The organism is Halosegnis rubeus (genome assembly GCF_009184545.1).
GTDB classification, from domain to species: domain Archaea; phylum Halobacteriota; class Halobacteria; order Halobacteriales; family Haloarculaceae; genus Halosegnis; species Halosegnis rubeus.
Genome location: NZ_QJOW01000001.1, coordinates 670,615 through 689,100, shown reverse-complemented (window position 1 = coordinate 689,100; position 18,486 = coordinate 670,615). Strand labels below are relative to the sequence as shown.

25 protein-coding genes are annotated in these 18,486 nt (G+C 65.0%); 5 read left to right on the top strand and 20 right to left on the bottom strand.

All coding sequences use genetic code 11. The annotated features are described in order from the left end of the window. The first annotated feature begins 25 nt into the window (after positions 1-25). Positions 26-550 carry an SRPBCC family protein gene (locus DMP03_RS03710; protein WP_152119358.1) on the top strand — a complete coding sequence of 175 codons (525 nt, stop codon included), beginning with the start codon at positions 26-28 and terminating at the stop codon, positions 548-550. Here the strand turns inward: DMP03_RS03710 and DMP03_RS03705 are convergent, their stop codons facing one another. Further along, positions 551-1,147 carry a plastocyanin/azurin family copper-binding protein gene (locus DMP03_RS03705; RefSeq protein WP_152119357.1) on the bottom strand — a complete coding sequence of 199 codons (597 nt, stop codon included), beginning with the start codon at positions 1,145-1,147 and terminating at the stop codon, positions 551-553. A 52-nt stretch (positions 1,148-1,199) separates the two neighbouring features. After that, positions 1,200-2,246: a M42 family metallopeptidase gene (locus tag DMP03_RS03700; RefSeq protein ID WP_152119516.1), complete on the bottom strand. Its 1,047-nt coding sequence runs from the start codon at positions 2,244-2,246 to the stop codon at positions 1,200-1,202. Positions 2,247-2,346: 100 nt separating this feature from the next. On the opposite strand from DMP03_RS03700, the gene DMP03_RS03695 reads away from it, so the two are divergent. Beyond that, a complete protein-coding gene (locus tag DMP03_RS03695; protein ID WP_152119356.1) occupies positions 2,347-3,657 on the top strand; it encodes a M28 family peptidase in 1,311 nt (436 codons plus the stop codon). Positions 3,658-3,700: 43 nt separating this feature from the next. On the opposite strand, the gene DMP03_RS03690 is transcribed toward DMP03_RS03695, so the two are convergent. The 10 genes from DMP03_RS03690 to DMP03_RS03645 form a co-directional block, all read right to left on the bottom strand. Then, positions 3,701-4,159, bottom strand: coding sequence for a DUF7313 family protein (locus tag DMP03_RS03690; RefSeq protein WP_152119355.1), 459 nt, complete (start codon positions 4,157-4,159; stop codon positions 3,701-3,703). A 50-nt stretch (positions 4,160-4,209) separates the two neighbouring features. Next, positions 4,210-4,938, bottom strand: coding sequence for an NAD(+)/NADH kinase (locus DMP03_RS03685; protein WP_152119354.1), 729 nt, complete (start codon positions 4,936-4,938; stop codon positions 4,210-4,212). 46 nt (positions 4,939-4,984) lie between these two features. Then, positions 4,985-5,263 carry a DUF7314 family protein gene (locus tag DMP03_RS03680; RefSeq protein WP_152119353.1) on the bottom strand — a complete coding sequence of 93 codons (279 nt, stop codon included), beginning with the start codon at positions 5,261-5,263 and terminating at the stop codon, positions 4,985-4,987. Between the two features lie 3 nt (positions 5,264-5,266). After that, a complete protein-coding gene (locus tag DMP03_RS03675; RefSeq protein ID WP_152119352.1) occupies positions 5,267-5,614 on the bottom strand; it encodes a DUF7315 family membrane protein in 348 nt (115 codons plus the stop codon). 36 nt (positions 5,615-5,650) lie between these two features. After that, the gene (locus DMP03_RS03670) at positions 5,651-6,412 is read right to left on the bottom strand and encodes a cytochrome bc complex cytochrome b subunit (RefSeq protein WP_152119351.1); all 762 of its coding nucleotides are present in this window, start codon (positions 6,410-6,412) and stop codon (positions 5,651-5,653) included. Position 6,413: 1 nt separating this feature from the next. After that, positions 6,414-7,217 (bottom strand): cytochrome b, encoded by an 804-nt coding sequence (locus DMP03_RS03665; RefSeq protein ID WP_075936658.1) that lies wholly within the window; start codon positions 7,215-7,217, stop codon positions 6,414-6,416. A 44-nt stretch (positions 7,218-7,261) separates the two neighbouring features. Beyond that, a complete protein-coding gene (locus DMP03_RS03660; RefSeq protein WP_152119350.1) occupies positions 7,262-8,098 on the bottom strand; it encodes a ubiquinol-cytochrome c reductase iron-sulfur subunit in 837 nt (278 codons plus the stop codon). A 2-nt stretch (positions 8,099-8,100) separates the two neighbouring features. Beyond that, entirely contained in the window at positions 8,101-8,490 is a 390-nt protein-coding gene (locus DMP03_RS03655) for a DUF7318 family protein (protein WP_075936660.1), read from the bottom strand. A gap of 2 nt (positions 8,491-8,492) precedes the next feature. After that, entirely contained in the window at positions 8,493-9,113 is a 621-nt protein-coding gene (locus DMP03_RS03650; protein ID WP_152119349.1) for a halocyanin domain-containing protein, read from the bottom strand. An 80-nt stretch (positions 9,114-9,193) separates the two neighbouring features. Beyond that, complete coding sequence (locus DMP03_RS03645) at positions 9,194-10,078, bottom strand: DUF7319 domain-containing protein (protein WP_193221852.1); 885 nt, start codon at positions 10,076-10,078, stop codon at positions 9,194-9,196. 86 nt (positions 10,079-10,164) lie between these two features. Between DMP03_RS03645 and DMP03_RS03640 the strand changes: the two genes are divergently transcribed. Further along, positions 10,165-10,662 (top strand): DUF7321 family protein, encoded by a 498-nt coding sequence (locus tag DMP03_RS03640; protein WP_152119348.1) that lies wholly within the window; start codon positions 10,165-10,167, stop codon positions 10,660-10,662. Here the strand turns inward: DMP03_RS03640 and DMP03_RS03635 are convergent. The 8 genes from DMP03_RS03635 to DMP03_RS03600 form a co-directional block, all read right to left on the bottom strand. Beyond that, positions 10,634-11,113 (bottom strand): NUDIX hydrolase, encoded by a 480-nt coding sequence (locus DMP03_RS03635; RefSeq protein WP_172967058.1) that lies wholly within the window; start codon positions 11,111-11,113, stop codon positions 10,634-10,636. The genes DMP03_RS03640 and DMP03_RS03635 overlap by 29 nt on opposite strands. Beyond that, entirely contained in the window at positions 11,110-11,793 is a 684-nt protein-coding gene (nth, locus tag DMP03_RS03630) for an endonuclease III (protein ID WP_152119346.1), read from the bottom strand. Before nth ends, DMP03_RS03635 begins: the two co-directional genes overlap by 4 nt. A 39-nt stretch (positions 11,794-11,832) precedes the next feature. Then, positions 11,833-12,975, bottom strand: coding sequence for an acyl-CoA dehydrogenase family protein (locus DMP03_RS03625; RefSeq protein WP_152119515.1), 1,143 nt, complete (start codon positions 12,973-12,975; stop codon positions 11,833-11,835). Between the two features lie 238 nt (positions 12,976-13,213). Beyond that, complete coding sequence (locus tag DMP03_RS03620; protein WP_152119345.1) at positions 13,214-13,897, bottom strand: competence/damage-inducible protein A; 684 nt, start codon at positions 13,895-13,897, stop codon at positions 13,214-13,216. A 38-nt stretch (positions 13,898-13,935) separates the two neighbouring features. Then, complete coding sequence (locus tag DMP03_RS03615; RefSeq protein ID WP_152119344.1) at positions 13,936-14,787, bottom strand: DUF5803 family protein; 852 nt, start codon at positions 14,785-14,787, stop codon at positions 13,936-13,938. Next, positions 14,784-15,461: a DUF2110 family protein gene (locus DMP03_RS03610; RefSeq protein ID WP_152119343.1), complete on the bottom strand. Its 678-nt coding sequence runs from the start codon at positions 15,459-15,461 to the stop codon at positions 14,784-14,786. Before DMP03_RS03610 ends, DMP03_RS03615 begins: the two co-directional genes overlap by 4 nt. Then, the gene (locus DMP03_RS03605) at positions 15,461-15,997 is read right to left on the bottom strand and encodes a transcription factor (protein WP_152119342.1); all 537 of its coding nucleotides are present in this window, start codon (positions 15,995-15,997) and stop codon (positions 15,461-15,463) included. Before DMP03_RS03605 ends, DMP03_RS03610 begins: the two co-directional genes overlap by 1 nt. Before the next feature lie 160 nt (positions 15,998-16,157). Next, positions 16,158-16,694: a tRNA (cytidine(56)-2'-O)-methyltransferase gene (locus DMP03_RS03600; RefSeq protein WP_152119341.1), complete on the bottom strand. Its 537-nt coding sequence runs from the start codon at positions 16,692-16,694 to the stop codon at positions 16,158-16,160. Between the two features lie 70 nt (positions 16,695-16,764). Here DMP03_RS03600 and DMP03_RS03595 point away from each other — a divergent pair, with 70 nt between their 5' ends. Continuing rightward, the gene (locus DMP03_RS03595; RefSeq protein ID WP_152119340.1) at positions 16,765-17,688 is read left to right on the top strand and encodes an NAD-dependent epimerase/dehydratase family protein; all 924 of its coding nucleotides are present in this window, start codon (positions 16,765-16,767) and stop codon (positions 17,686-17,688) included. Between the two features lie 40 nt (positions 17,689-17,728). Next, positions 17,729-18,451 carry a DUF2797 domain-containing protein gene (locus tag DMP03_RS03590; RefSeq protein ID WP_152119339.1) on the top strand — a complete coding sequence of 241 codons (723 nt, stop codon included), beginning with the start codon at positions 17,729-17,731 and terminating at the stop codon, positions 18,449-18,451. Positions 18,452-18,486 lie beyond the last annotated feature (35 nt).

Sequence of the window (18,486 nt, the reverse complement as noted above, 5' to 3'; positions counted from 1 at the left end):
GGGGGCTGTGTCTGCTATCTCACCCGTGGACGCCGTCGAACTCCAGACCGTCGTGTACGCGCCCAGAACAGAGGTGTTCGACTTCCTCGTCGACTTCACGCACTACGCCCGCTACTCCAAACATCTCGACAGCGTCGAAGGGTTCGGCGACGGCAGCGAGGGGACGGAGTACGAGCTTACGTTCTCGTGGTGGAAGCTCTCGTACACGGCCCGCTCGCGGGTCACTGACATCGACTCGCTAAATCGCATCGCGTGGGAGCTGACGAAGGACCTCGACGCCAACGGTTACTGGGAACTGGGAGACGCGACCCCGCCGGAGGACCGCGAGCACGCGACGCGTGTCACCTTCCGGGCGGCGTTCGCGCCCGAGTCGGCGGATACGAGCGTCATCCCACTGCCGTCGCTCGTCTCGTGGGACTGGGTCATCGAGAAGGCGAAACCGAAGATACAGTCAGAGGCGGAACGCGTCGTTCGCCGCGCGGTGAAGGACCTGGAAGGAACGAGCCGATCTGTCGAGTTGGAGATTACCACCAGACCCGACTCCGTGTAGCTACTCCTCGTCGTAGCCGCCGCCAAAGCGCATCAGGAAGTACCCGAGTCCGAGCGTCGCGCCGATACCGATAGTGCCGGCGAGCCCGAGCACCTTCGCCGGGTCCGGAATCTCCGGTGGCCCCTGTGCCGGTTCCGGCGTCGAGATCTCCTCGACGACCTCGATGGAGCCGACCATGCCGACGCTCTCGTGTGGCGTACAGACGTACTCGTAGGTGCCGAGCGTCTCGAAGGTGTGACTGTACTCGGTGCCGGAATCGAAGAGGACGCCGGCCTCGCCTTTCCCCTCCCACGTTGCACCCTCGGGAGTGGAGCCTGGAACGACGTTGTGGCCGTCGCCTTCCCACACGAAGTTCACCGTCGTCCCCGGGAGAATCTGGAGCTCCGCCGGCTCGTAGACGAACTCACCGCCCGGCGCGACGACGACGGTTTCGGTCGTGCCGGCGCCCGGGAGGTCGCCCCCGCTACCGGAGCCACTGTCCGTCTCGTTGCCATCCTCCTGTGCCGCCGCGGTACCGACAAGCCCGCTCGCGGCCGCCGCGCCGGTCGAGGCACGCAGGAAGCCACGTCGACTGACGGAACGCTCGTCGCTGCTCATACACCGCGTTAGAATCACTCACTCCTGAAGGTTCCGCTTCGATTCGCCGCGGCTACAGCCGGTAGTCGGTGGAGCCGTCTTCCGTTTCCACCGCGGCGACCAGCAGGTCGATTCCGGCTTCGATGTCGTCGACGTGGATGCTTTCGGTCACGGTGTGGAGATACCGCGTCGGGAACGAGATGGCACCGGCGGGCGTCGCACCACCGGCGAACTGGAGTCCCGCTGTGTCCGTCCCGCCGGTGGGGAGAATCTCGGGCTGGTGTGGAATCTCTCGCTCCTCGGCGAGGGCCGTCAGTCGGCGGTGGACCGTCGGATTTGTGATTGCGGAGCTATCCTTCAGCTTGATACCCGCACCGTCACCGAGTGCCGTCACACGGTCCTCAGCGGAGAAGTTCGGCCCGTCGTTCGCGACTGTCGTGTCCAGCCCGTAGGCCACGTCGGCGTCGATGTCGACACCAATCGCTTGTGCGCCGCGCAGGCCGACCTCCTCCTGAACCGTCGCCGCAAGGTGTATCGTCGCAGTTGGCGAGTCGAGACGGCGTGCAGCCTCGATAAGCGCGAACACCGATACGCGGTTGTCGAGCGCCTTGCCAGTGACGTGCTCGCCCATCAGCGCCGTCAACTGCTGGGTCGTCACGAAATCGCCGATGTTCACGAGTTCTGTCACCTCGTCGCCGTCGCGCCCGAGGTCGACGTACACGTCCGCCACCTCGTCGTCGCCTTCGAGGTCGCTCTCGTCGAGGGTGTGGGGCGGCGGACTACCGATGACGCCCGTGAGGTCCTCATCGTCCGTGTGGACGGTGACGCGCTGGGCCTTCAGCACACGCGCGTCCCACCCGCCGAGCGCGTCGAGCTTGAGGTAGCCGTCATCAGTGATATGACGAACCATGAACCCGATTTCGTCCATGTGGGCCGCAACGACGACGTGTTGATCGCCGGTCCCCTCGATGGTGCCCACGAGATTCCCCATCCCGTCGCTCTCTATCGTGTCGACCTCGTCGGTCAGCTCTCGGCGGACGATGTCACGAACTCGGCCTTCGTAGCCGGGGACGCCGTTGGTTTCCGTCAGTTCGCGCAGTAGCCCGAAGTCGAAGGGCAGCTCGTCGTGTACCATACTCCATGGTGGGCGAGAGCCTCCTAAGCGATGCTGGTTCACGAGCGATGGGAACTACTAACGCCTCGGGCGACGGCGGTGTGGTATGACACAGTGGATTGGTGAGACGTTCACCTCCGAGGTCGGCTGGAGCCATCTCGAATCGCTCGTCGGCGTCGGCAACCGGATGGCCGGGTCCGACGGCGAGGCGACGGCCGCCCGCGAGACGCGCGACGCGCTTGCGGAGTTCGCCGACGACGCGCGGACAGATGAATTCGACATCCAAGGGTGGATACGCGGCGACTCCCGCGTCCAGGCCGGCGATACCGAGTTCGACTGTCTCGCGCTCCCTCGGTCGCCAACCGGAGAGACGACGGGCGAACTCGTCGATATGGGCTACGGACTGCCGGAGGATTTCGAGCAGGCGGACGTCGATGGGAAGGTCGTCGTTTGTGCGAGCAACGTTCCCTCGTGGTACGACCGGCTCATCCACCGCCGGGAGAAGTACTACGACGCCGTCGAACACGGAGCGGCCGCGTTCCTGTTCCGGAACCACGTTGAGGGGTGTCTCGCACCGACCGGAAGCGTCGGAACGGCCGACGCGCCGCTGGGCGAGATACCGGCCGTCGGTATCTCGAAGGAGGCCGGGAGCCGTCTCGTCCGCGAACACGAGGGCGAACAGGTCACCGTCGCCACGCGCGCCGAGACGGGCGACGCGACGAGTCAGAACGTCCACGCGACGCTCGGTCCCGACATGGAGCAGACGCTGCTCGTCACCAGCCACGTCGACGCCCACGACATCGCCGAGGGAGCGATGGACAACGGCGCGGGGACGGCGATGGTGGTCGAACTCGCACGGACGCTCGCCGACCGCGAGACCGACCTCGACACGCGCGTCGAGTTCGTCTGCTTCGGCGCGGAGGAGGTCGGACTGGTCGGCTCCAGTCATCTCGCCGCCGAGCGCGACCCCGAGACGGTGAAGGCAGTGCTCAATCTCGACGGCGTCATTCAGGGGCGGGACCTCGCCGCCTACACCCACGGCTTCGACGCGCTCGGTTCGGCCATCGACCGAGTGAGCGACCGACTCGACCAGCCGTTCACCACGAATCCGAACCACGGTCCACACAGCGACCACTGGCCGTTCGTCGAGCGCGGCGTCCCCGGACTCCACGTCTACGCGGAGACGGGCGACGAGGGGCGAGGGTGGGGCCACACCCGGGCCGACACGCTCGACAAGCTCGCTCTCCGCGATTTCCGCGAACAGGCTATCGTCCTCACGGAGTTGGCCGTCGAACTGGCGAGCAACGCGACGACGACAGAGCGGCGTGACACGGCCGACATCGCCGCGGAACTCGAAGCCCAGGACCTCGCGACCGGGATGAAACGCACCGGCGACTGGCCGTTCGACGACGACTGAAGAGAGCGTGAGAGTGCGACGGTCGGCAAAAAATTGCAGGGGGTTAGACGACCTGACTCCAGAACGGCGCAACAGCGAAGAAGAACGTCTGGAAGAGGATGTACGCGAGCATGAGGATGGACGCCGTCACGGCACCCTTCGGCGGCGTGAGGTCGCGGTCGTTGCGGACCTCCACCTGGCGGGACTCGAACTCGAAGAGGTCGGTCACGAACACCGTCGCGACGAGCATCGAGAACACGAGCCCGCCGTGGTGTGCGATGGTCATGTAGTAGAACGCACCGACCACGAGCAGGAAGTTCGTCCCGACGCGCAGCGGATGTCGCGTCACGTCCTGCCAGTCGCCCGACGCTGCCTGTGACTGGTGTTGTCTGTACTCCAGTGCGCGACCCAGCATGTTGAGCACGACCAGCCCGAGCAGCAGATAGGCAATCAGCGGTGCAGAAAGCACGTTCTGTGCCAGAATTTGGTCCACCGGCCCGAACCACGCCACGAAGTTCTCCATACGCGAGGGTCGGTACGGGCTACATTAAGCCCTTTCCAATCGGGGAGCCGTCAGCGGAACCGACCGCTCGACTCGGGGACGACGGCGACGGAAAGCGAGGTCTCGACGCCGACGCGCACCGACTCGCCGGGCACGACCGAGCCGGTCGTGCGGTCGTCAGCGAGCAGTTCGACCGGCGTCTCGTCGCGTTCCACGCGGAGCTCCAGCCCATCCATCGGCACGACCCACATGTCCTCGTCTGTCGAGAACGGGGCGACCGGAACGACGGCGAACGCGTCGACGCCTCCGGCGACTACGGGACCGTCCGCCCGCCGCGTGTACCCGGTGGAGCCGGCCGGCGTCGCGACCACGACACCGTCGGCCCGGAACGTTGCGACCCGCTCTGCTCGACTCACGACCGTGTACTCGGAGATGCGTGCCGGTTCACCAGTTACCAACATGAGCTCCGCGAGTGCCCGCGTCTCCCCGAGTGGGGTTCGCGCGGTCGCGACCGGTAACTCGACCGTCTCGTGTCGCTGTTCGAACACCGCAGCGAGTGCACGCTCCAGTGCGCTGCGTTCGACCGACCGGTACGCGTAGCCGGCGTCGACGGGAACGAGGGGCGACTCGATGCCAGCGTCGGCAGCGGTCAACATTCCCGCCTCGCCGACGGCGACGACGACATCCGTCTCGGCTACGGCATCCTCGGTCGGGTCGACCGCGAGCGGCTCACCGCCGGCGGCGGTCACCGCTGTCGCTACCGTCTGGTCACCGAGGATGCCGACCGTCGGTCGCTGCATACGCCCTGGTCTCACGGCGACGAGAAAAAGCCGTCCGGTTGCCGGATTACTCGGGGATTTCCGGTGTGCCCGTGTAGGCGTCGCGCGCCTTCCGGGCAATCGGAATCACGACGACGAACGTGAGGAACCCGAGGACGGCAAACCACAACATCGCCTCCTTCACGACTAGCCCAACCTGCGTGTACACCGTCAGCCCGGAGGTCGGGTTGGGCGCGAGCAGCTGCGTTCCCTCGAAGCTCGGCGTGTTGTACCAGCCGGCGAGTGTCATCCACGCAAGCCCGGCGCTGATGAATATCGTGAACCCCTTTGCAAATTCGTCGGCCATTATCTACGTTTCGTCCGCCTCGTTTTTAGCATTTCCCATCTCCTCGGCGCGGAACCGCGACCCGACGATGTAGATTCCAGAGCCGGTGGTGAGGAACGCGAACCCAACAAGCGCGAACGCGATAGTCAACGGTTGGCCACCGACGCCGAGACCGACAGCGCCGAAGGCGTCCTGCACCAGCCCGCGGACGAAACTCCGGTCGAGCGTCGCCGCGTCGAACATCACGAACGCGAGCAGGACGAACACGACGGCAAACAGCGTCGAAAACACCGTGATGGACTTGTACAGCTCCATCGGCACGGCGATATCGCGCCCGCCGCCGGCGGCGTCGCTGTCGGGGTCCTCAGACATGTACGCAAGAAGGGGGCGAAGCGGTTTGAGTCTTGTCTACTTCGGGGGGCGAAGCCGGTAGTAGCGACGGTTCAGCTCGAACATGTACCCTTCCCGCATCGACTTCAGCACGGCGTACGAGATACACGTCGCCGCGATGGGGAGCAGGAACGCCAGATCGAACAGCAGGGTACTGCTCATCGAGATGAGGTTCTTGACGGCCAGCGCCGAGATGGTGAACGCGAACACGACGCCACCGACGCCGAGTGCCGCCCAGAACGGCTGTTCGACCGGTCGCCGTGCCGCGCCCTTGTTGAGGAACGGCACGATGGAGATGAACCCAACCACGACGATGTTCGCGACGACGCCGTACGCGCGGTCGGCCATCAGCTTCGAGCCACCCAAAAGCGACAGCTCGGGGTTGAGCGGTCCCAGCTTGAGCAGACCGAACGACCAGTAGAGATACCAGTCGGGTAGAATCACGGCCGGCGTCTGCGTCGAGTTCGCCGGCGCGCCGATGTGGGGCGGGAGCGCCGCCGCCAGGAAGATTATCATCCCGACAAAGAAGCTCGTCAGGGCGAGGTTCCGCACCATCTCGTGTGGCCACGTCGGGAACGCGAGCACGTCGCGCTCGACGTAGTCAGACTCGATGCGCAGGTCCTGGTCCTCTCGGCGTGCACGCTCGAAGTACTCGTACGTGAGCCGCGAGAGTCCCTCGGTTCGCTCCTTCCGCTCGCGCCACGTCGGCGTCTCGTCGTCGGGAGCGACGATACCAGTGCCGTCTGCGGCTACGTCTTTGTCGTCGTTTGTGTCGCTCATGTTAGTGTGGCTCCGCGATTCCCTGCATCCAGACGATGCCGATGTGAATCGCAATCACGGTGGTCGCGATGAACGGGAGGAAGAACACGTGCAGGATGTACATCCGCTGCAGCGTGGACTGCGTGAGCGTGAATCCCCCGAACACCAACTGTGCCGCCCACTCGCCGGCGACCGGGACCGACAGCGCCATCTCGACGCCGATCTGTCCCGCCCAGAAGGCGAGCTGGTCCCACGGGAGCAGGTACCCGGTGTACCCGAAGACCATCGTCAGCGAGATGAGCACGATGCCGATGATCCAGTTGAGCTCTCGTGGCTCCTTGTACGCGCCCGTGAAGTAGACACGGAGCATGTGGAGGAACACCGCCGCCACCATCACCTGTGCCGACCAGCGGTGGAGACTCCGGAGGAAGAATCCGAGGTTTAGGTCGGTCATGATGAAGGTGATCTGTTCGTACGCGACGGTCGGTGAGCCGGACGCCCCTGCGGCAGCAGGGCTGTAGTAGAAGCCGAGCAGCGCACCGGAGACTGCTGCGACAACGTACGCGATGGTACTGAAGCTCCCTAACGCGTACAGCGGGTACCAGTACCAGAACTTGTTGTCGAGGTTGTACTGTTCCGTGTGGCTCTTCGGCATCTGCATGTTGACTTTGTAGTAGAGATTCTCCAGAATCTCCAGATAATCAACGATGCGCAGCCGCTTGTCCAGCCACATCAGAACCGTCAGGTAGATCGACTCGACGGGAGTGAGATCCCGCTCTTGCATCCACCCTTTGTGGTCGTGTTCGTCTTTTCGTTCTAAGCTCATTGTCGCCCCTTTGGCTGTGTGTTCATAAACTCATCCCAGCTACGTTACTCCTCCGGTCGTGGAAGTGCCACGAACGTCGTCTGGACCGGACTGAACGGGTCGTACACCGACTGGTGGCACTGACAGTACACCCGGTCTTCCGCGCCGAAGTTCGCCGAGCCTTCGAGCTGTTTGAACCCCGGGACACAACAGAAGTGGGTACACTTGTTGAGCCACGCGATGAACCCCTGGTCGGTCGCGGCGCTCAGGAACTCGTCGTCCTGTGCCATCTCCTCGATACGAGTAGAACGGAGCACCTGAATCGGCATCGTCTGATCGACGTCCTCGGACCGCCAGCGCCCTGTCGCCGGCTTTCCGACGCCGCTTTGTCCGATGCCGTTGCCCCACTCTTCGTAGTCATCGAACATATCGACGGTGAGCGGCTCGCCGGGTTCGAGATCGCTCATCCAGTCGTAGCCGGCGCTGGCACCGACACGGAAGGTGTTGTCCTGGTCTGCGGTCGGCTGTGTGCCCGGATACGTCTGGACCCCGCAGTACTGGAACCACTGCGAGGAGTAGGTTACGCCGCCCAACTCCGTCTCTGCAACGTTCACCGTCTGTCCGCCCTTGGTGACCTCGCTGACCTCCGGCCAGACGCCCTGTAGCTCACCGTCTTCGATGGTGAGCGGGATAATCGGCATCCCGCGCGGCGCTGGACCGTCGGTGTTCTCGATGGCCATCGCCATCGTCGTCCCGCCCCCGATACCGCTGGAGCTTGTCGTCGCACCGATCGCCATCGCCGAGCCGGTCCCGACGCCGGCGAGCGCGGCCGAGCCGACGACGCCTTTCACGAACCGTCGCCGCCCGGATTCCATCGGATATTTGTCTTCGTCAAGTGGCATTGTTATTTCTTGTAGTAGGGGTACACTGCGCGTTTGATGCTGTCCCATGCGTCACCGCCGAGCTGCTCGCCGTCCATGTCCTCCTCCCGGATGTAGAGGTCCTCCCACTTGCGGCGGCGCTTCTTCACGATCATCACGTCCGGGAGGAACTCCTTGCGGTACAACAAGAGGATGAACGCCAGGTCAATGAGCGTGAGCGTCAACAGCCCACCGAGGAACATGTTCCCGAACTCCGAACGGCCCCACCCGCCGGCCGTGAGACCGTAGGTGAACAGACCGATGAACAGCACTTCGAGCACCGTCAGCAGGACGATCGCAATCGCCGCTGCCGTCGACTCGCGTGCTGGCTCGTACCGGTGGATGTCGCCGTATGTGTTGTTGCCCGAGCTCATGGTTAGGTCCCTCCGCTCGCGTTCGGTGATTCACCGTACTTCAGCTGGAAGAACGTGAACATGATGGACACGAGGATGGCGAGAATCGTCGCAATGCCGACGTAGTGGGCCTGAATCGCCACGCCCATGTGTTCGGGGTCTGCCTCGCCGCCGCCGCCGGTCGACACCGTCGGCACGTCGCCGCCCACGGCGACCGCACCGACCATTCCCAGCGACTGGTGTGGCGCACACGCGTAGTTCGTGATTCCACCCTCCTCGAACGTGTACTCGTAGGTGTAACCGGCTTCGCCGACGGTTTCGCCGCTGTCGAGCGCCGCCGGGCCTTCCTGTGCGACTACGTTGTGGTTGCCACCCTCGCCGGTCCACTCGAAGATGACGGTCGTGCCTGGGTCGACCCACAGCCCGGCCGGCGAGAAGGCGAGACTGCCGCCGTTACCGGATGCACCGACCTCCACGGTCACCTCGCTTTCGCCACGGGCGTCTGTGTACCCACCGTCGACACCGCCCAGCCACCCGCCGAAGTCCGGTTGTTGTGACTGCGCCGCTGCGGTCCCGGACGCGGCGACCGCTCCCGCTGCGGCCGTCGCACCCCCCGCAGTTCGCAGAAACTGCCGTCTATTCATGAACGTCGAAGTCTCGGGCCTGTCCGCGTATAAATTCTCCGAAGGTCCGCCTCATCCGGCGGCTTTCCTGCGTTCAGCCCTTACCGTTCAGACTCCGTTTCCGGAGTCTCATCGGCCGACGGCCCGTCGTCCGTCTCCCCGTCGCTCGCCGCTTCGCCGCCTGCCTGCTCGGCGTCGGCTTCGAGCGAGGCTGTTTCCCGTGCACTCTCGGGCAGGAACTCCGGCCGTTCGTCCTCTCCGACACCGACCGCGCGCAGTCGGTTCCGATACTCCTCCGCGCGGAACCGGTCGGAGAGCCGGGCGTTCGCCACCGTGAAGAAGAGCAGGAAGCCACCGACGAGGAACAACAGCCCGATGGTACCGCTGATGATACCGAGTCCGCCCGAGAGGGCCGCTCCACCCGCGAGGATGAGCCCCGAGAGGAACATCGCGCCGGCGATGAGCTGCATCATCAGATTACCGAACTCGCCGGAGCCTTCGGGGACCGTCGTCGGCTCAGGTAGCTCGGCGTCTTCGGGCGGCTCCGTGACGGTGTAGTCGTCCATCGAACACAGCGCGACCGACGGCTTCACGTCTCGGAGTACGGTCCCTTCCCCCTCGATGCTCCCGTCGGCGTAGACGACCGCGTACCCCTCGTCGGAGTAGGCGACCAGCCGGTCGGGGTTGTCGAGTCGCTCGATGCGCGCGAACACGTCCCGGGAGGCGATGCGGCTCTTCAGGTCGGCCTCCAGCCGTTCGAGCAGTTCATCGCCCGTAATCCACGAGTCGGGGTCGAAGACGGCGTCCCACTCCTCGGGAGACATCCGCGCCATGTCGCTCGGCGTGAAGTCATCGAAGTCGTACTCGGCTTCGACCTGTGCGCGCAGTTCCTCGGTCGAGAGCGAGTCGTCCGACTCCGCCTCGTCGACCTGCCGGACAGCCGACTCGACCGTGTCGTCGCCCGAGTCGGTACGGGCGTCACTCATTGCCCCAACGTTCGGCCTTGGTTGGTAAACTCTTGTCGGGATTTCGAACGCGACCGCTTAAGCGCGGCCCGCCCCTCATGTCGGTTATGGTCGCGACCGGGACTATCGCCACTGTCGTCGCGCTCGCCGTGACTGTGAGCCTCCCGTGTTTCCTCTACGGCGCGTGGATTATGATCGACAACGACCCGATAACGTGGGGCGTATTGACGTGGCATCTGAAATACATCGTCACCGGACTCACTCTCACGACGGTCCCGCTACTCCTCTGGATGGCTCCCCGCCTGTTCGGACTCGGCGACAACAGCACGCAGTTCAGCGGCTACGCCGTCGTCCACGCGTTCGTCGGGCTCACCGCTTACGCCTTCCTCGCGTTCGGGTTCACCGGCATCGTCCGTATCTTCCGCGCCAAGTGGGAACACGACCTCTATCACGACTACGACGAGGACGTGCTCCTCGGTGAGATCGGCGGCGACCGGATGGACCACTGGCGCACCCGTCTCCGCATCGGCGTCTTCGGCTACACCTTCTTCTGGATTCTCGCGTGGCTCACCGGACTCACTCGCTACGCGATTCGGTATCTGTAGCCGGCGAGACGACGTGCGTCTCTTCACCCTGCAGTAGTCGCTCGATACCGGCAGGCAGGAGCGGCGTCTCATCGTCGAAGGACTCCAGTCGTTCCCACGTCGCCGGCCGACGCGACCCGTCCGTCTCCGTGACGGTGAGTTGTTCGCGCTCGTAGACCGCCTCGTCCCGAAACGATACCGCACGCACGACTGCCAGTTCGTGGAACGACTCGCCGTCCCATCGAAACTGATTTTCTATCGTGCCGAGCACCTCACCCGGCTCAACTGCGTTTCCAAGTTCTTCATCGAACTCCCGGACGACAGCCTCGGCGCTCGATTCGTTGAACTCGATACCGCCGCCGAGAGGTCGGTGAAACTGCTCGTCGGGTCCCTCGTAGTACTCGACCAGTAGCTCCTCGCCCCGGCGCGCAACGCCGAGCACCTGGGGGCGAACGTCGCGCCAGTTCTTCACCACGGCTCGCCGCTCGCGAGGTCGGTCTCCGAATCGCCCTGCTCGGATGGACAGATATCGGCGAGCAGACAGCCGTCACACGCCGGACTGCGGGCCGTACACGTGTCGCGACCGAACTCGATGAACAGGTGGGTACACTCCTTCCAGTCGGACTCGGGAATCAACTCCATCAGCTCCCGTTCGATTTTCGCCGGCGTCTCCTCCTCGGTGAGACCGAGCCGTCGGGAGATGCGCTGGACGTGTGTGTCGACGACGATTCCCTCCGTCAGGTCGTGGCCGTGCTGGAGCACGACGTTCGCGGTCTTGCGACCGACCCCCGGCAGGTCCGTCAGCGCCGACATCGTGTCCGGCACCTCGCCGTCGTGGTTCTCGACCAACTGCTCGCCGATGCCCTTCAGGTAGCCGCCCTTGCTGTTGTGGAAGGTGATACCGTAGATGTCCTCCGCCAACTGCTCTTCACTCGCCGCGGCGAACTCCTCGGCCGACTCGTACTTCTCGAACAGGTCTTCGGTCACCTGATTCACGCGCTCGTCGGTGCACTGCGCCGAGAGCACGACCGCGATGAGCAGTTCGAGCCGGGACTCGAAGTTGAGCGAAATCGTCGGCTCGGGGTATTCGGCGTAGAGCCGGTCTACAACCTCGCGTGCCTGTTCGGTTCGCGTGTCGAGCGGTGTTCCCATACCCGACGGTCGGCGGTCGAAAAGTAAGTCCCGTCGGTCCTACAGGCCGAGTTCGCGACCGATGACGAGATGCTGAATCTCGCTCGTTCCCTCGCCGATCTCCATCAGCTTCGCGTCGCGGTAGAACCGCTGTGGCGCGAAGTCGGTTGTGTAGCCGTAGCCGCCGTGGACCTGCACGGCGTCTTCTGCGACCTCGCGGGCCGCCTCGGACGCGTCGAGTTTCGCGAGGGCAGACATCCGGGTCACGTCTTCGCCGGCGTCGTACATCGTCGCCGCCTTGTGGGTGAGCAGCCGCGAGCGCTCGATCTTCCGGTCCATGTCGACCACCATGTCGCGGACGGCGTCGAACTTCGAGATGGGCGAGCCGAACTGCTCGCGGTCGGTCGAGTAGTCGCGGGCCGCCTCGAAGGCTCCCTGTGCCAGCCCCGTCGACAGGGCGGCAATGGAGATGCGGCCACCGTCGAGGGTCGCCTTCGTCTGCTCCCAGCCGTCGCCCTCCTCGCCGAGCAGTCGGTCCTCGGGCACGCGGAGGTCGTCGAACTTCAGTTCGCAGGTCGGCGAGGCGTTCAGCCCCATCTTGTCCCACACCTCGACGACCTCGAAGCCGTCGTCCTCCTCGGGGTCGACGATGAACGTCGAGATACCGCCGTAACCGGCGTCGGGGTCGGTGACCGCCTTCACGAGCACGGAGTTCGCGACGTTCGCGTTCGTGATGAACTGTTTCGTCCCGTTGATGACGTACTCGTCGCCATCCTTCTCGGCCATCGTATCCATGTCGCTGGCGTCGGACCCTGACGACGGCTCGGTGAGCGCCCACGCACCCATCCCCTCGCCGCGGGCGAGCGGCTTGGCCCACCTCTCCTTCTGAGTCTCCGTCCCGAACTTCACGATTGGCATCAGCCCCAGCGAGGTGTGAGCAACGTAGGAAAGTCCGATTGCCCCCGAGACTCGGCCAAGTTCCTCGGCGACGGCCGCGTACATCAGGTAGTCGCCGCCAGCGCCGCCGTACTCCTCGGGGACGGGGACGCCCATCAGGTCGAGGTCGGCGAGCTGGTCGAAGATTTCCCGCGGGAACCGATGCTCGTCCTCGATCTCCTGTGCAATCGGCTCGATTTCGGCCTCGCAGAAGTCCCGGACGGTGTCGCGAATCATCCGGTGTTCGCTCGGCAGGTCGAACTCCATGCTCGGGCGCTCGATTGTGCCAGACATACCCGTACGTTCGACCGTGGAAAGATAAACAGTTCGAGATATTCGCCGCAACCGAAAGGCGACTCCGAACTGATTAAGACGGCCGGAGTCGTTGGCCCGGTTATGTTTACACTGCTTCAGGAGTCGGTCAACACCGGCATCATCGACGTGGCTGGCTGGATTGTCGCCCTCGGCGGGCTGGCGCTCGTCGGCGGCTGGTACTACAAGCTCGTCAACTGACGACGGCGTTCGCCTCCAGCCACGCAGCGGCCTCCCGAACGACCGACTCGTCTTCGTGTTCGATCTTCACCCGGACCGTCTCGCCGGGATACGAACCGACCTTCACGCCGAACTGCTCGCGCAGCTGCGCGAATCGCTCGATGAGCGCGCTCTCGGCTTCGTCTATCGTGACGTGTTCGACGTGGCGTATCGTGCCGGCAAAGCGGTCGGCGACCGACTCGAACATCGCCTTCATCTCGTCGGGGACGCCCGGGAAGACGTAGACGTTCTCCAGGATACATCCCGGAGCGACGCCGGCCTCATTATGGAGCGGGTCGCTTCCCTCGGGCAAGTCCGCGGTCCCGGTTGCGAGGTCGCCCCGGCTGTAGCCGTCTGCTTCGAGCCACTCGAGCGCCTGCTCGTCGGTCCGGAGTTCACGGCCGAACGCGGCGGCGACGCCGTCCATGGTCACGTCGTCGTGTGTCGGTCCCAGCCCACCGGTGACGATGACCACGTCGTAGCGGTCGCTGTACTCGGCGACGAGTTCGGCAATCGCCTCCGTGCGATCGGGAACGGTACTGATTCGCTCGACGGTGACGCCCCGATCCGTCAACCGCTCAGCGAGCCACGTCGCGTTCGTGTCGACGGTGTCGCCGGCGAGCAGCTCATCGCCGACGGTTAAAATTCCAGCGCGCATGCCCGCCTTTCGGCAGCCCGCGGCTTCAGTCTTCGCCGCTACCCCATCCCGGGCGGCGGTCGATTCCGGTCGTCGTCCTCGATATCCATGTCGAGGCCCACCTCCTCGCGTTTCTTCTGGGTCGCGCGGAGTTGGCGGTAGTAGTAGAGCGCACCGCCGAGCCCGATGAGGGTCGCACCGACTGCGAGACCGCCGAACAACAGCAGGTCACGCTGGAGGTAGTAGCGCACGACGAGCGTCGGCGCGTCCACGCCCTCCCACGAGAGGAGGAGCCGGTCGTTCGCCACGGTTCGGTCGCTCGTCCCGGGCCGCACCTGTGAGAGGAGTGGGACGCCGACGCGGGCGCTCTCGGGGAGTCGCATCTGGTAGCTTCCCTCGACGTAGTCGGGAAACGATACCTGTTTGCCGTCTTTCGGGAGCGTGACGCCCAACTGTCCGCTCTCGTTCGTCGGTAGGTGAACGACGGTCCGGTCGTTCGTTCGCTCGACCGACAACACCGGGAGCTGTGCCGTCGTGCCGTTGGTGTAGGTGACGACCGAGCGCGCCTCGCCGTCGACGCTCTCGAAGGCGACCTGTGTCCCGTTCGCGTACCGGAACTGGACCGCCGTGAGTCGCTGGGGCTGTTCGGTCGCGAGCGTGCCGCGACCGTAGAACCGGAACGTCGGGTCCGAGTCGTCGAGCCCGTCCGTGCGGTTCCGAACGTCGAAGACGGCAGTCACGTTCCGCTTGTTCACGTCGAGGTCTGCGTCGACGCCGGCGTCCCAGTCGTACGTCTCGTTTGCGGTCAGGTCACCGGGGTCCGGCTCGCCCGGGCCGAGAAAGCTCGTACACCCGGCGGTGAGCGCGAGGAGACCGAGACCGAGGATTCCGAGTGCGAGCCGTCGGTTCATGGGATGATACAGAGCATCTCCGCGGGGAGATGCGGACCGATGTCGGACAACAGCCCCGGCGGGTCCGTCGCCGGTCGACAGACGATACTCTGTTCGAGCAGGCCGAGTCGCTCGACCGTGATGATATCCTCGGCGTGGCCCGAACGGTTGACCGTTGCACGCACCTCCGCACGCGTCGCAGAGTTCACGTTCACGCGGCCGTTGTCGGCGCGCGTCCAGTCGTAGAGGCGGTCCCGCTCCGAGTCGGCGAGTCGTGCCGGCTCCCCCTCCTCACCCTCGACGAATCGCAACGGCACGTGTTGGACGAGACCGTATCGAGTCCGAATCTGTGAGGGCGTTCCGGCTCCGAGTCCGAGTTCGTCCGTCGGGATGTACACCGGCTCGCCGGCGTCGAGAACGAACCCGTCCTCGTCCCACGAGTCGAGCGTGCCGACGTACGTCTCGCCGGCGTCGCGGTGGGGCGTAATCGCGCCCCACTCCTCGGTGAGGACGTTTCTGGCCACGGGCGCGTCGTCGCCGGTGAGCGTCACCGACGGGAAGTCGTCGTCGCGCAGGCCAGTCGTCCACTCCACGTCGAGGTCACCGAGGTCGTTGGCCACGAGCGAGTCGAGCGAGTCGAGCGCGCGGTCGCCGGCATCGCCGCCGACGTAGAGTTTCGTCGCGAGAACGACCATCAGGCGTCCGCCTCTTGCTTCGGATGGCGGTGGAGTTCATCGCGCAGCGAGTCGATGCGTTCGTCCATCGTGTCCACGAGCCGTGCGTTGCTCATGTCGACGAGCTGTTCGCCGCAGTTGGGACACTCGAAGCCGTACTCCATCGCCTCGCCGAACTCGAAGCGAATCGAGTCCTGTTCACAGAGATAAAACTCGTTTTCGAGTTCGTACTCGCGCCGTTCGATGAGCGCGTCGAGCAGCCGGTGCATCTCCTCTTCGAGCTGTTCGGGGATGTTCTCGTACTCGAAGGTCCACAGGTAGGTGAGCCACCCCGAATCCTCGTCGCGGAGCCGTCGGTAGCTCGCGAGGTCGTTCTCGTAGAGAATGAACAGCGCGCGCCGCACCGCGTTCAGCTCCAGATTCAACTCCTCGGCCAACTCCTCGTCGGTCACTTCCCCCTCGGGTGGTGCCGCCGCGACCGGCATACCCGTCGGACCGACGAGCTCGTGGAGATACTTTTGGATGACTGGATTCTCCAGAAGGTCATCGTACGCCATTACCTAAAATAGGGTGAGGAAGTTGTTTAAAGCCTCCGGGAAGACCCCGCGTTTATGACCGATGGCGCACCACCGGCCCCGTGCGCTGTGGCCTGCCCCGGCCGACCCAGATGACTGCGTGACACACCGGTCGGGGACCTGCGGGTGTCACCTGTTTGCCCTACTCGTCCGGCTCGACGACTTTCTTCCCGGTCTCTTTCGGCACGACGACTCGGTCTGCATTCGCCCACGGCTGTTCCAGCTCCGCGCCGTCGAACACTCTATCGAGGAACACGGCCAGCCCCGCAATCTCGGAGTGGGGTTGGTTCGTCACGGCCACGTTGTAGTCAGCGCGGTCGTACACCTCGAACGGGACCTTCTCGCCACCGACGACGACCAGCAGCGGTTCGGACGCGACTGCCTCGCGTAGCTCCGTCTCCACGTCCTGCACCGGGAGCCCGTACATCGTCAGGTGTGCGACCGTCCCATCCCAGCCGCGGACGAGCGCCTTCGTCTCGCCGCTGAGTTCGACCTCGAAGGGACCGCCGAAGCGGTCGGTGATGTCTCGGACCGTCTCGGCTGACCCGGTGGCGTTGTCGGGGAGGACGACGCGGTCGGCACCCAGTGCCCGCGCCGTCAGCCCTACGTGTGTCGTCATGCGGTCGTCCCGGCCCGGCCGGTGGCTGAGCCGACAGACGACGACATCGGAGTCGTTCATACGTACACTCGTGAGCGCCCGGGCTTCCTGCTTTCGGAACGTCTACGGGAGCGCGCTCGCGAGGGTCGGTATGGACCTCCAGAACAAGCGTATCGTCATCACGGGCGGCGCGGGCTTCGTCGGCTCGCACCTCACCGAGCGACTCGTCGCCGACAACGAGGTCGTCGTCGTAGACGACTTCCGCAACAGCGAGCGCGACTGGGTGCACGAGGACGCAACCGTCGTCGAAGGGGACCTCATCGACGACGAGACAGTCGTCGAGGCCATCACGCCGGAGACTGACATCGTCTTCCACTTCGCTGCCGACAAGGACGCGGCACGCGATGACATCGAACAGTACCGCGTCAACAACGAACTCACCGAGACGGTCGTCGAACGGATGCACGCGGTCGGCGTCGAGCACATCGCGTTCACCTCATCGTCGGTCGTCTACGGGGAAGCGCCGCGTCCGACGCCGGAGGACTTCGCCCCCCTCGAACCCATCTCCATCTACGGTGCCTCGAAGCTCGGTGAGGAGGGGCTGCTCTCGGTGTTCGCCCACAGCCACGGCTTCACGGTGTGGAACTTCCGATTTGCCAACATCGTCGGACCGCGGCTCCAACTCGGCTCTGTCATTCCCGACTTTATCCAGAAGCTGGAGGAGTCACCAGACGAGTTGGAGATTCTCGGCGACGGGCGACAGGAGAAGTCGTATCTCCACATCGGCGACTGCGTCGACGCGATGTGTCACGTCGTCGAACACGCCGACGCGCCGGTCAACACCTACAACCTCGGCACGCGCACGACGACGAGCGTGACGACCATCGCCGACATCGTCGCCGACGAGATGGGACTCGACCCTGAGTACAGCTTCACCGGCGGCGACCGCGGCTGGACCGGGGACGTGCCCCGGATGCGTCTGTCCGTCGAGAAGCTCTCGGCGCTCGGCTGGGAACCGGAGGAGTCGAGCGACGACGCCGTCCGGCGGTGCGTGCAGGAACTGCTCGCCGAGTAGCGACCGGCAGACACTTGCGCGTCTCGCCGAAGTGGGACACATGCAGGTCGTCGGATATCGTCCCGTGCCGGAGTCGGCTCTCTTGCTCGCGGGCGGCGGCCCCGTCGAACGGCTGACGCTCACAGCCGGGACGGAACTCACGCACGGACTCGGCGAGCGCCACTGCGCCGGGACGATACAGAACGACCACCACATCCCGTGTCAGGAGCCGCGGACGCCCTACTGTCGACGACACGAATCCCAGTTCGACGAATCGACGCTCCGGGAGCGCACCGGCGAGCACGCCGTCTATCTCGCCGCCTTCGCGCCCGACGTGTTCAAAGTCGGTATCACGCGCCGCGACCGGCTGGAGACCCGGCTCCGCGAGCAGGGTGCAGACCGCGGCGCACACCTCCAAACGGTCCCGGATGGCGACACTGCCAGAGACGTGGAAGAACGGCTCGGTCGAGACCTGACACAGCGCGTCCGTACGCGGCGCAAGCTCGCGAGTCTCGCCCGGTCGGTCGACGCTGCTGCGTGGGACGAACTGCTCGAGGAGTACGACCCGCTCGCGACGTTCCGGTTCGATTACGCTCTCGACCTCGCGACCCAGCCGGTCCACGAGACGCTGGCGTCCGGGACGGTCCGTGGCGTGCAGGGTCGGATTCTCGTCCTCGACCGCGACGGCACGACCTACGCGGTCGACATGCGCGATCTCGTCGGCCACGAACTCACCGACTGCGACGAGCGACCGCTTCAGTCGTCGCTCGGGTCGTTCGAGTAGCCGGCGCATCCAGCATCCTTATCCGGGGCGCGAAG

Bases quoted from the DNA above. Each gene is read 5' to 3' on its own strand.
- DMP03_RS03705 (WP_152119357.1), bottom strand. From the start codon at position 1,147: ATGAGCAGCGACGAGCGTTCCGTCAGTCGACGTGGCTTCCTGCGTGCC.
- DMP03_RS03695 (WP_152119356.1), top strand. From the start codon at position 2,347: ATGACACAGTGGATTGGTGAGACGTTCACCTCCGAGGTCGGCTGGAGC.
- DMP03_RS03690 (WP_152119355.1), bottom strand. From the start codon at position 4,159: ATGGAGAACTTCGTGGCGTGGTTCGGGCCGGTGGACCAAATTCTGGCA.
- DMP03_RS03685 (WP_152119354.1), bottom strand. From the start codon at position 4,938: ATGCAGCGACCGACGGTCGGCATCCTCGGTGACCAGACGGTAGCGACA.
- DMP03_RS03680 (WP_152119353.1), bottom strand. From the start codon at position 5,263: ATGGCCGACGAATTTGCAAAGGGGTTCACGATATTCATCAGCGCCGGG.
- DMP03_RS03675 (WP_152119352.1), bottom strand. From the start codon at position 5,614: ATGTCTGAGGACCCCGACAGCGACGCCGCCGGCGGCGGGCGCGATATC.
- DMP03_RS03670 (WP_152119351.1), bottom strand. From the start codon at position 6,412: ATGAGCGACACAAACGACGACAAAGACGTAGCCGCAGACGGCACTGGT.
- DMP03_RS03665 (WP_075936658.1), bottom strand. From the start codon at position 7,217: ATGAGCTTAGAACGAAAAGACGAACACGACCACAAAGGGTGGATGCAA.
- DMP03_RS03660 (WP_152119350.1), bottom strand. From the start codon at position 8,098: ATGCCACTTGACGAAGACAAATATCCGATGGAATCCGGGCGGCGACGG.
- DMP03_RS03655 (WP_075936660.1), bottom strand. From the start codon at position 8,490: ATGAGCTCGGGCAACAACACATACGGCGACATCCACCGGTACGAGCCA.
- DMP03_RS03650 (WP_152119349.1), bottom strand. From the start codon at position 9,113: ATGAATAGACGGCAGTTTCTGCGAACTGCGGGGGGTGCGACGGCCGCA.
- DMP03_RS03645 (WP_193221852.1), bottom strand. From the start codon at position 10,078: ATGAGTGACGCCCGTACCGACTCGGGCGACGACACGGTCGAGTCGGCT.
- DMP03_RS03640 (WP_152119348.1), top strand. From the start codon at position 10,165: ATGGTCGCGACCGGGACTATCGCCACTGTCGTCGCGCTCGCCGTGACT.
- nth (WP_152119346.1), bottom strand. From the start codon at position 11,793: ATGGGAACACCGCTCGACACGCGAACCGAACAGGCACGCGAGGTTGTA.
- DMP03_RS03625 (WP_152119515.1), bottom strand. From the start codon at position 12,975: ATGGAGTTCGACCTGCCGAGCGAACACCGGATGATTCGCGACACCGTC.
- DMP03_RS03620 (WP_152119345.1), bottom strand. From the start codon at position 13,897: ATGCGCGCTGGAATTTTAACCGTCGGCGATGAGCTGCTCGCCGGCGAC.
- DMP03_RS03615 (WP_152119344.1), bottom strand. From the start codon at position 14,787: ATGAACCGACGGCTCGCACTCGGAATCCTCGGTCTCGGTCTCCTCGCG.
- DMP03_RS03610 (WP_152119343.1), bottom strand. From the start codon at position 15,461: ATGGTCGTTCTCGCGACGAAACTCTACGTCGGCGGCGATGCCGGCGAC.
- DMP03_RS03605 (WP_152119342.1), bottom strand. From the start codon at position 15,997: ATGGCGTACGATGACCTTCTGGAGAATCCAGTCATCCAAAAGTATCTC.
- DMP03_RS03600 (WP_152119341.1), bottom strand. From the start codon at position 16,694: ATGAACGACTCCGATGTCGTCGTCTGTCGGCTCAGCCACCGGCCGGGC.
- DMP03_RS03595 (WP_152119340.1), top strand. From the start codon at position 16,765: ATGGACCTCCAGAACAAGCGTATCGTCATCACGGGCGGCGCGGGCTTC.
- DMP03_RS03590 (WP_152119339.1), top strand. From the start codon at position 17,729: ATGCAGGTCGTCGGATATCGTCCCGTGCCGGAGTCGGCTCTCTTGCTC.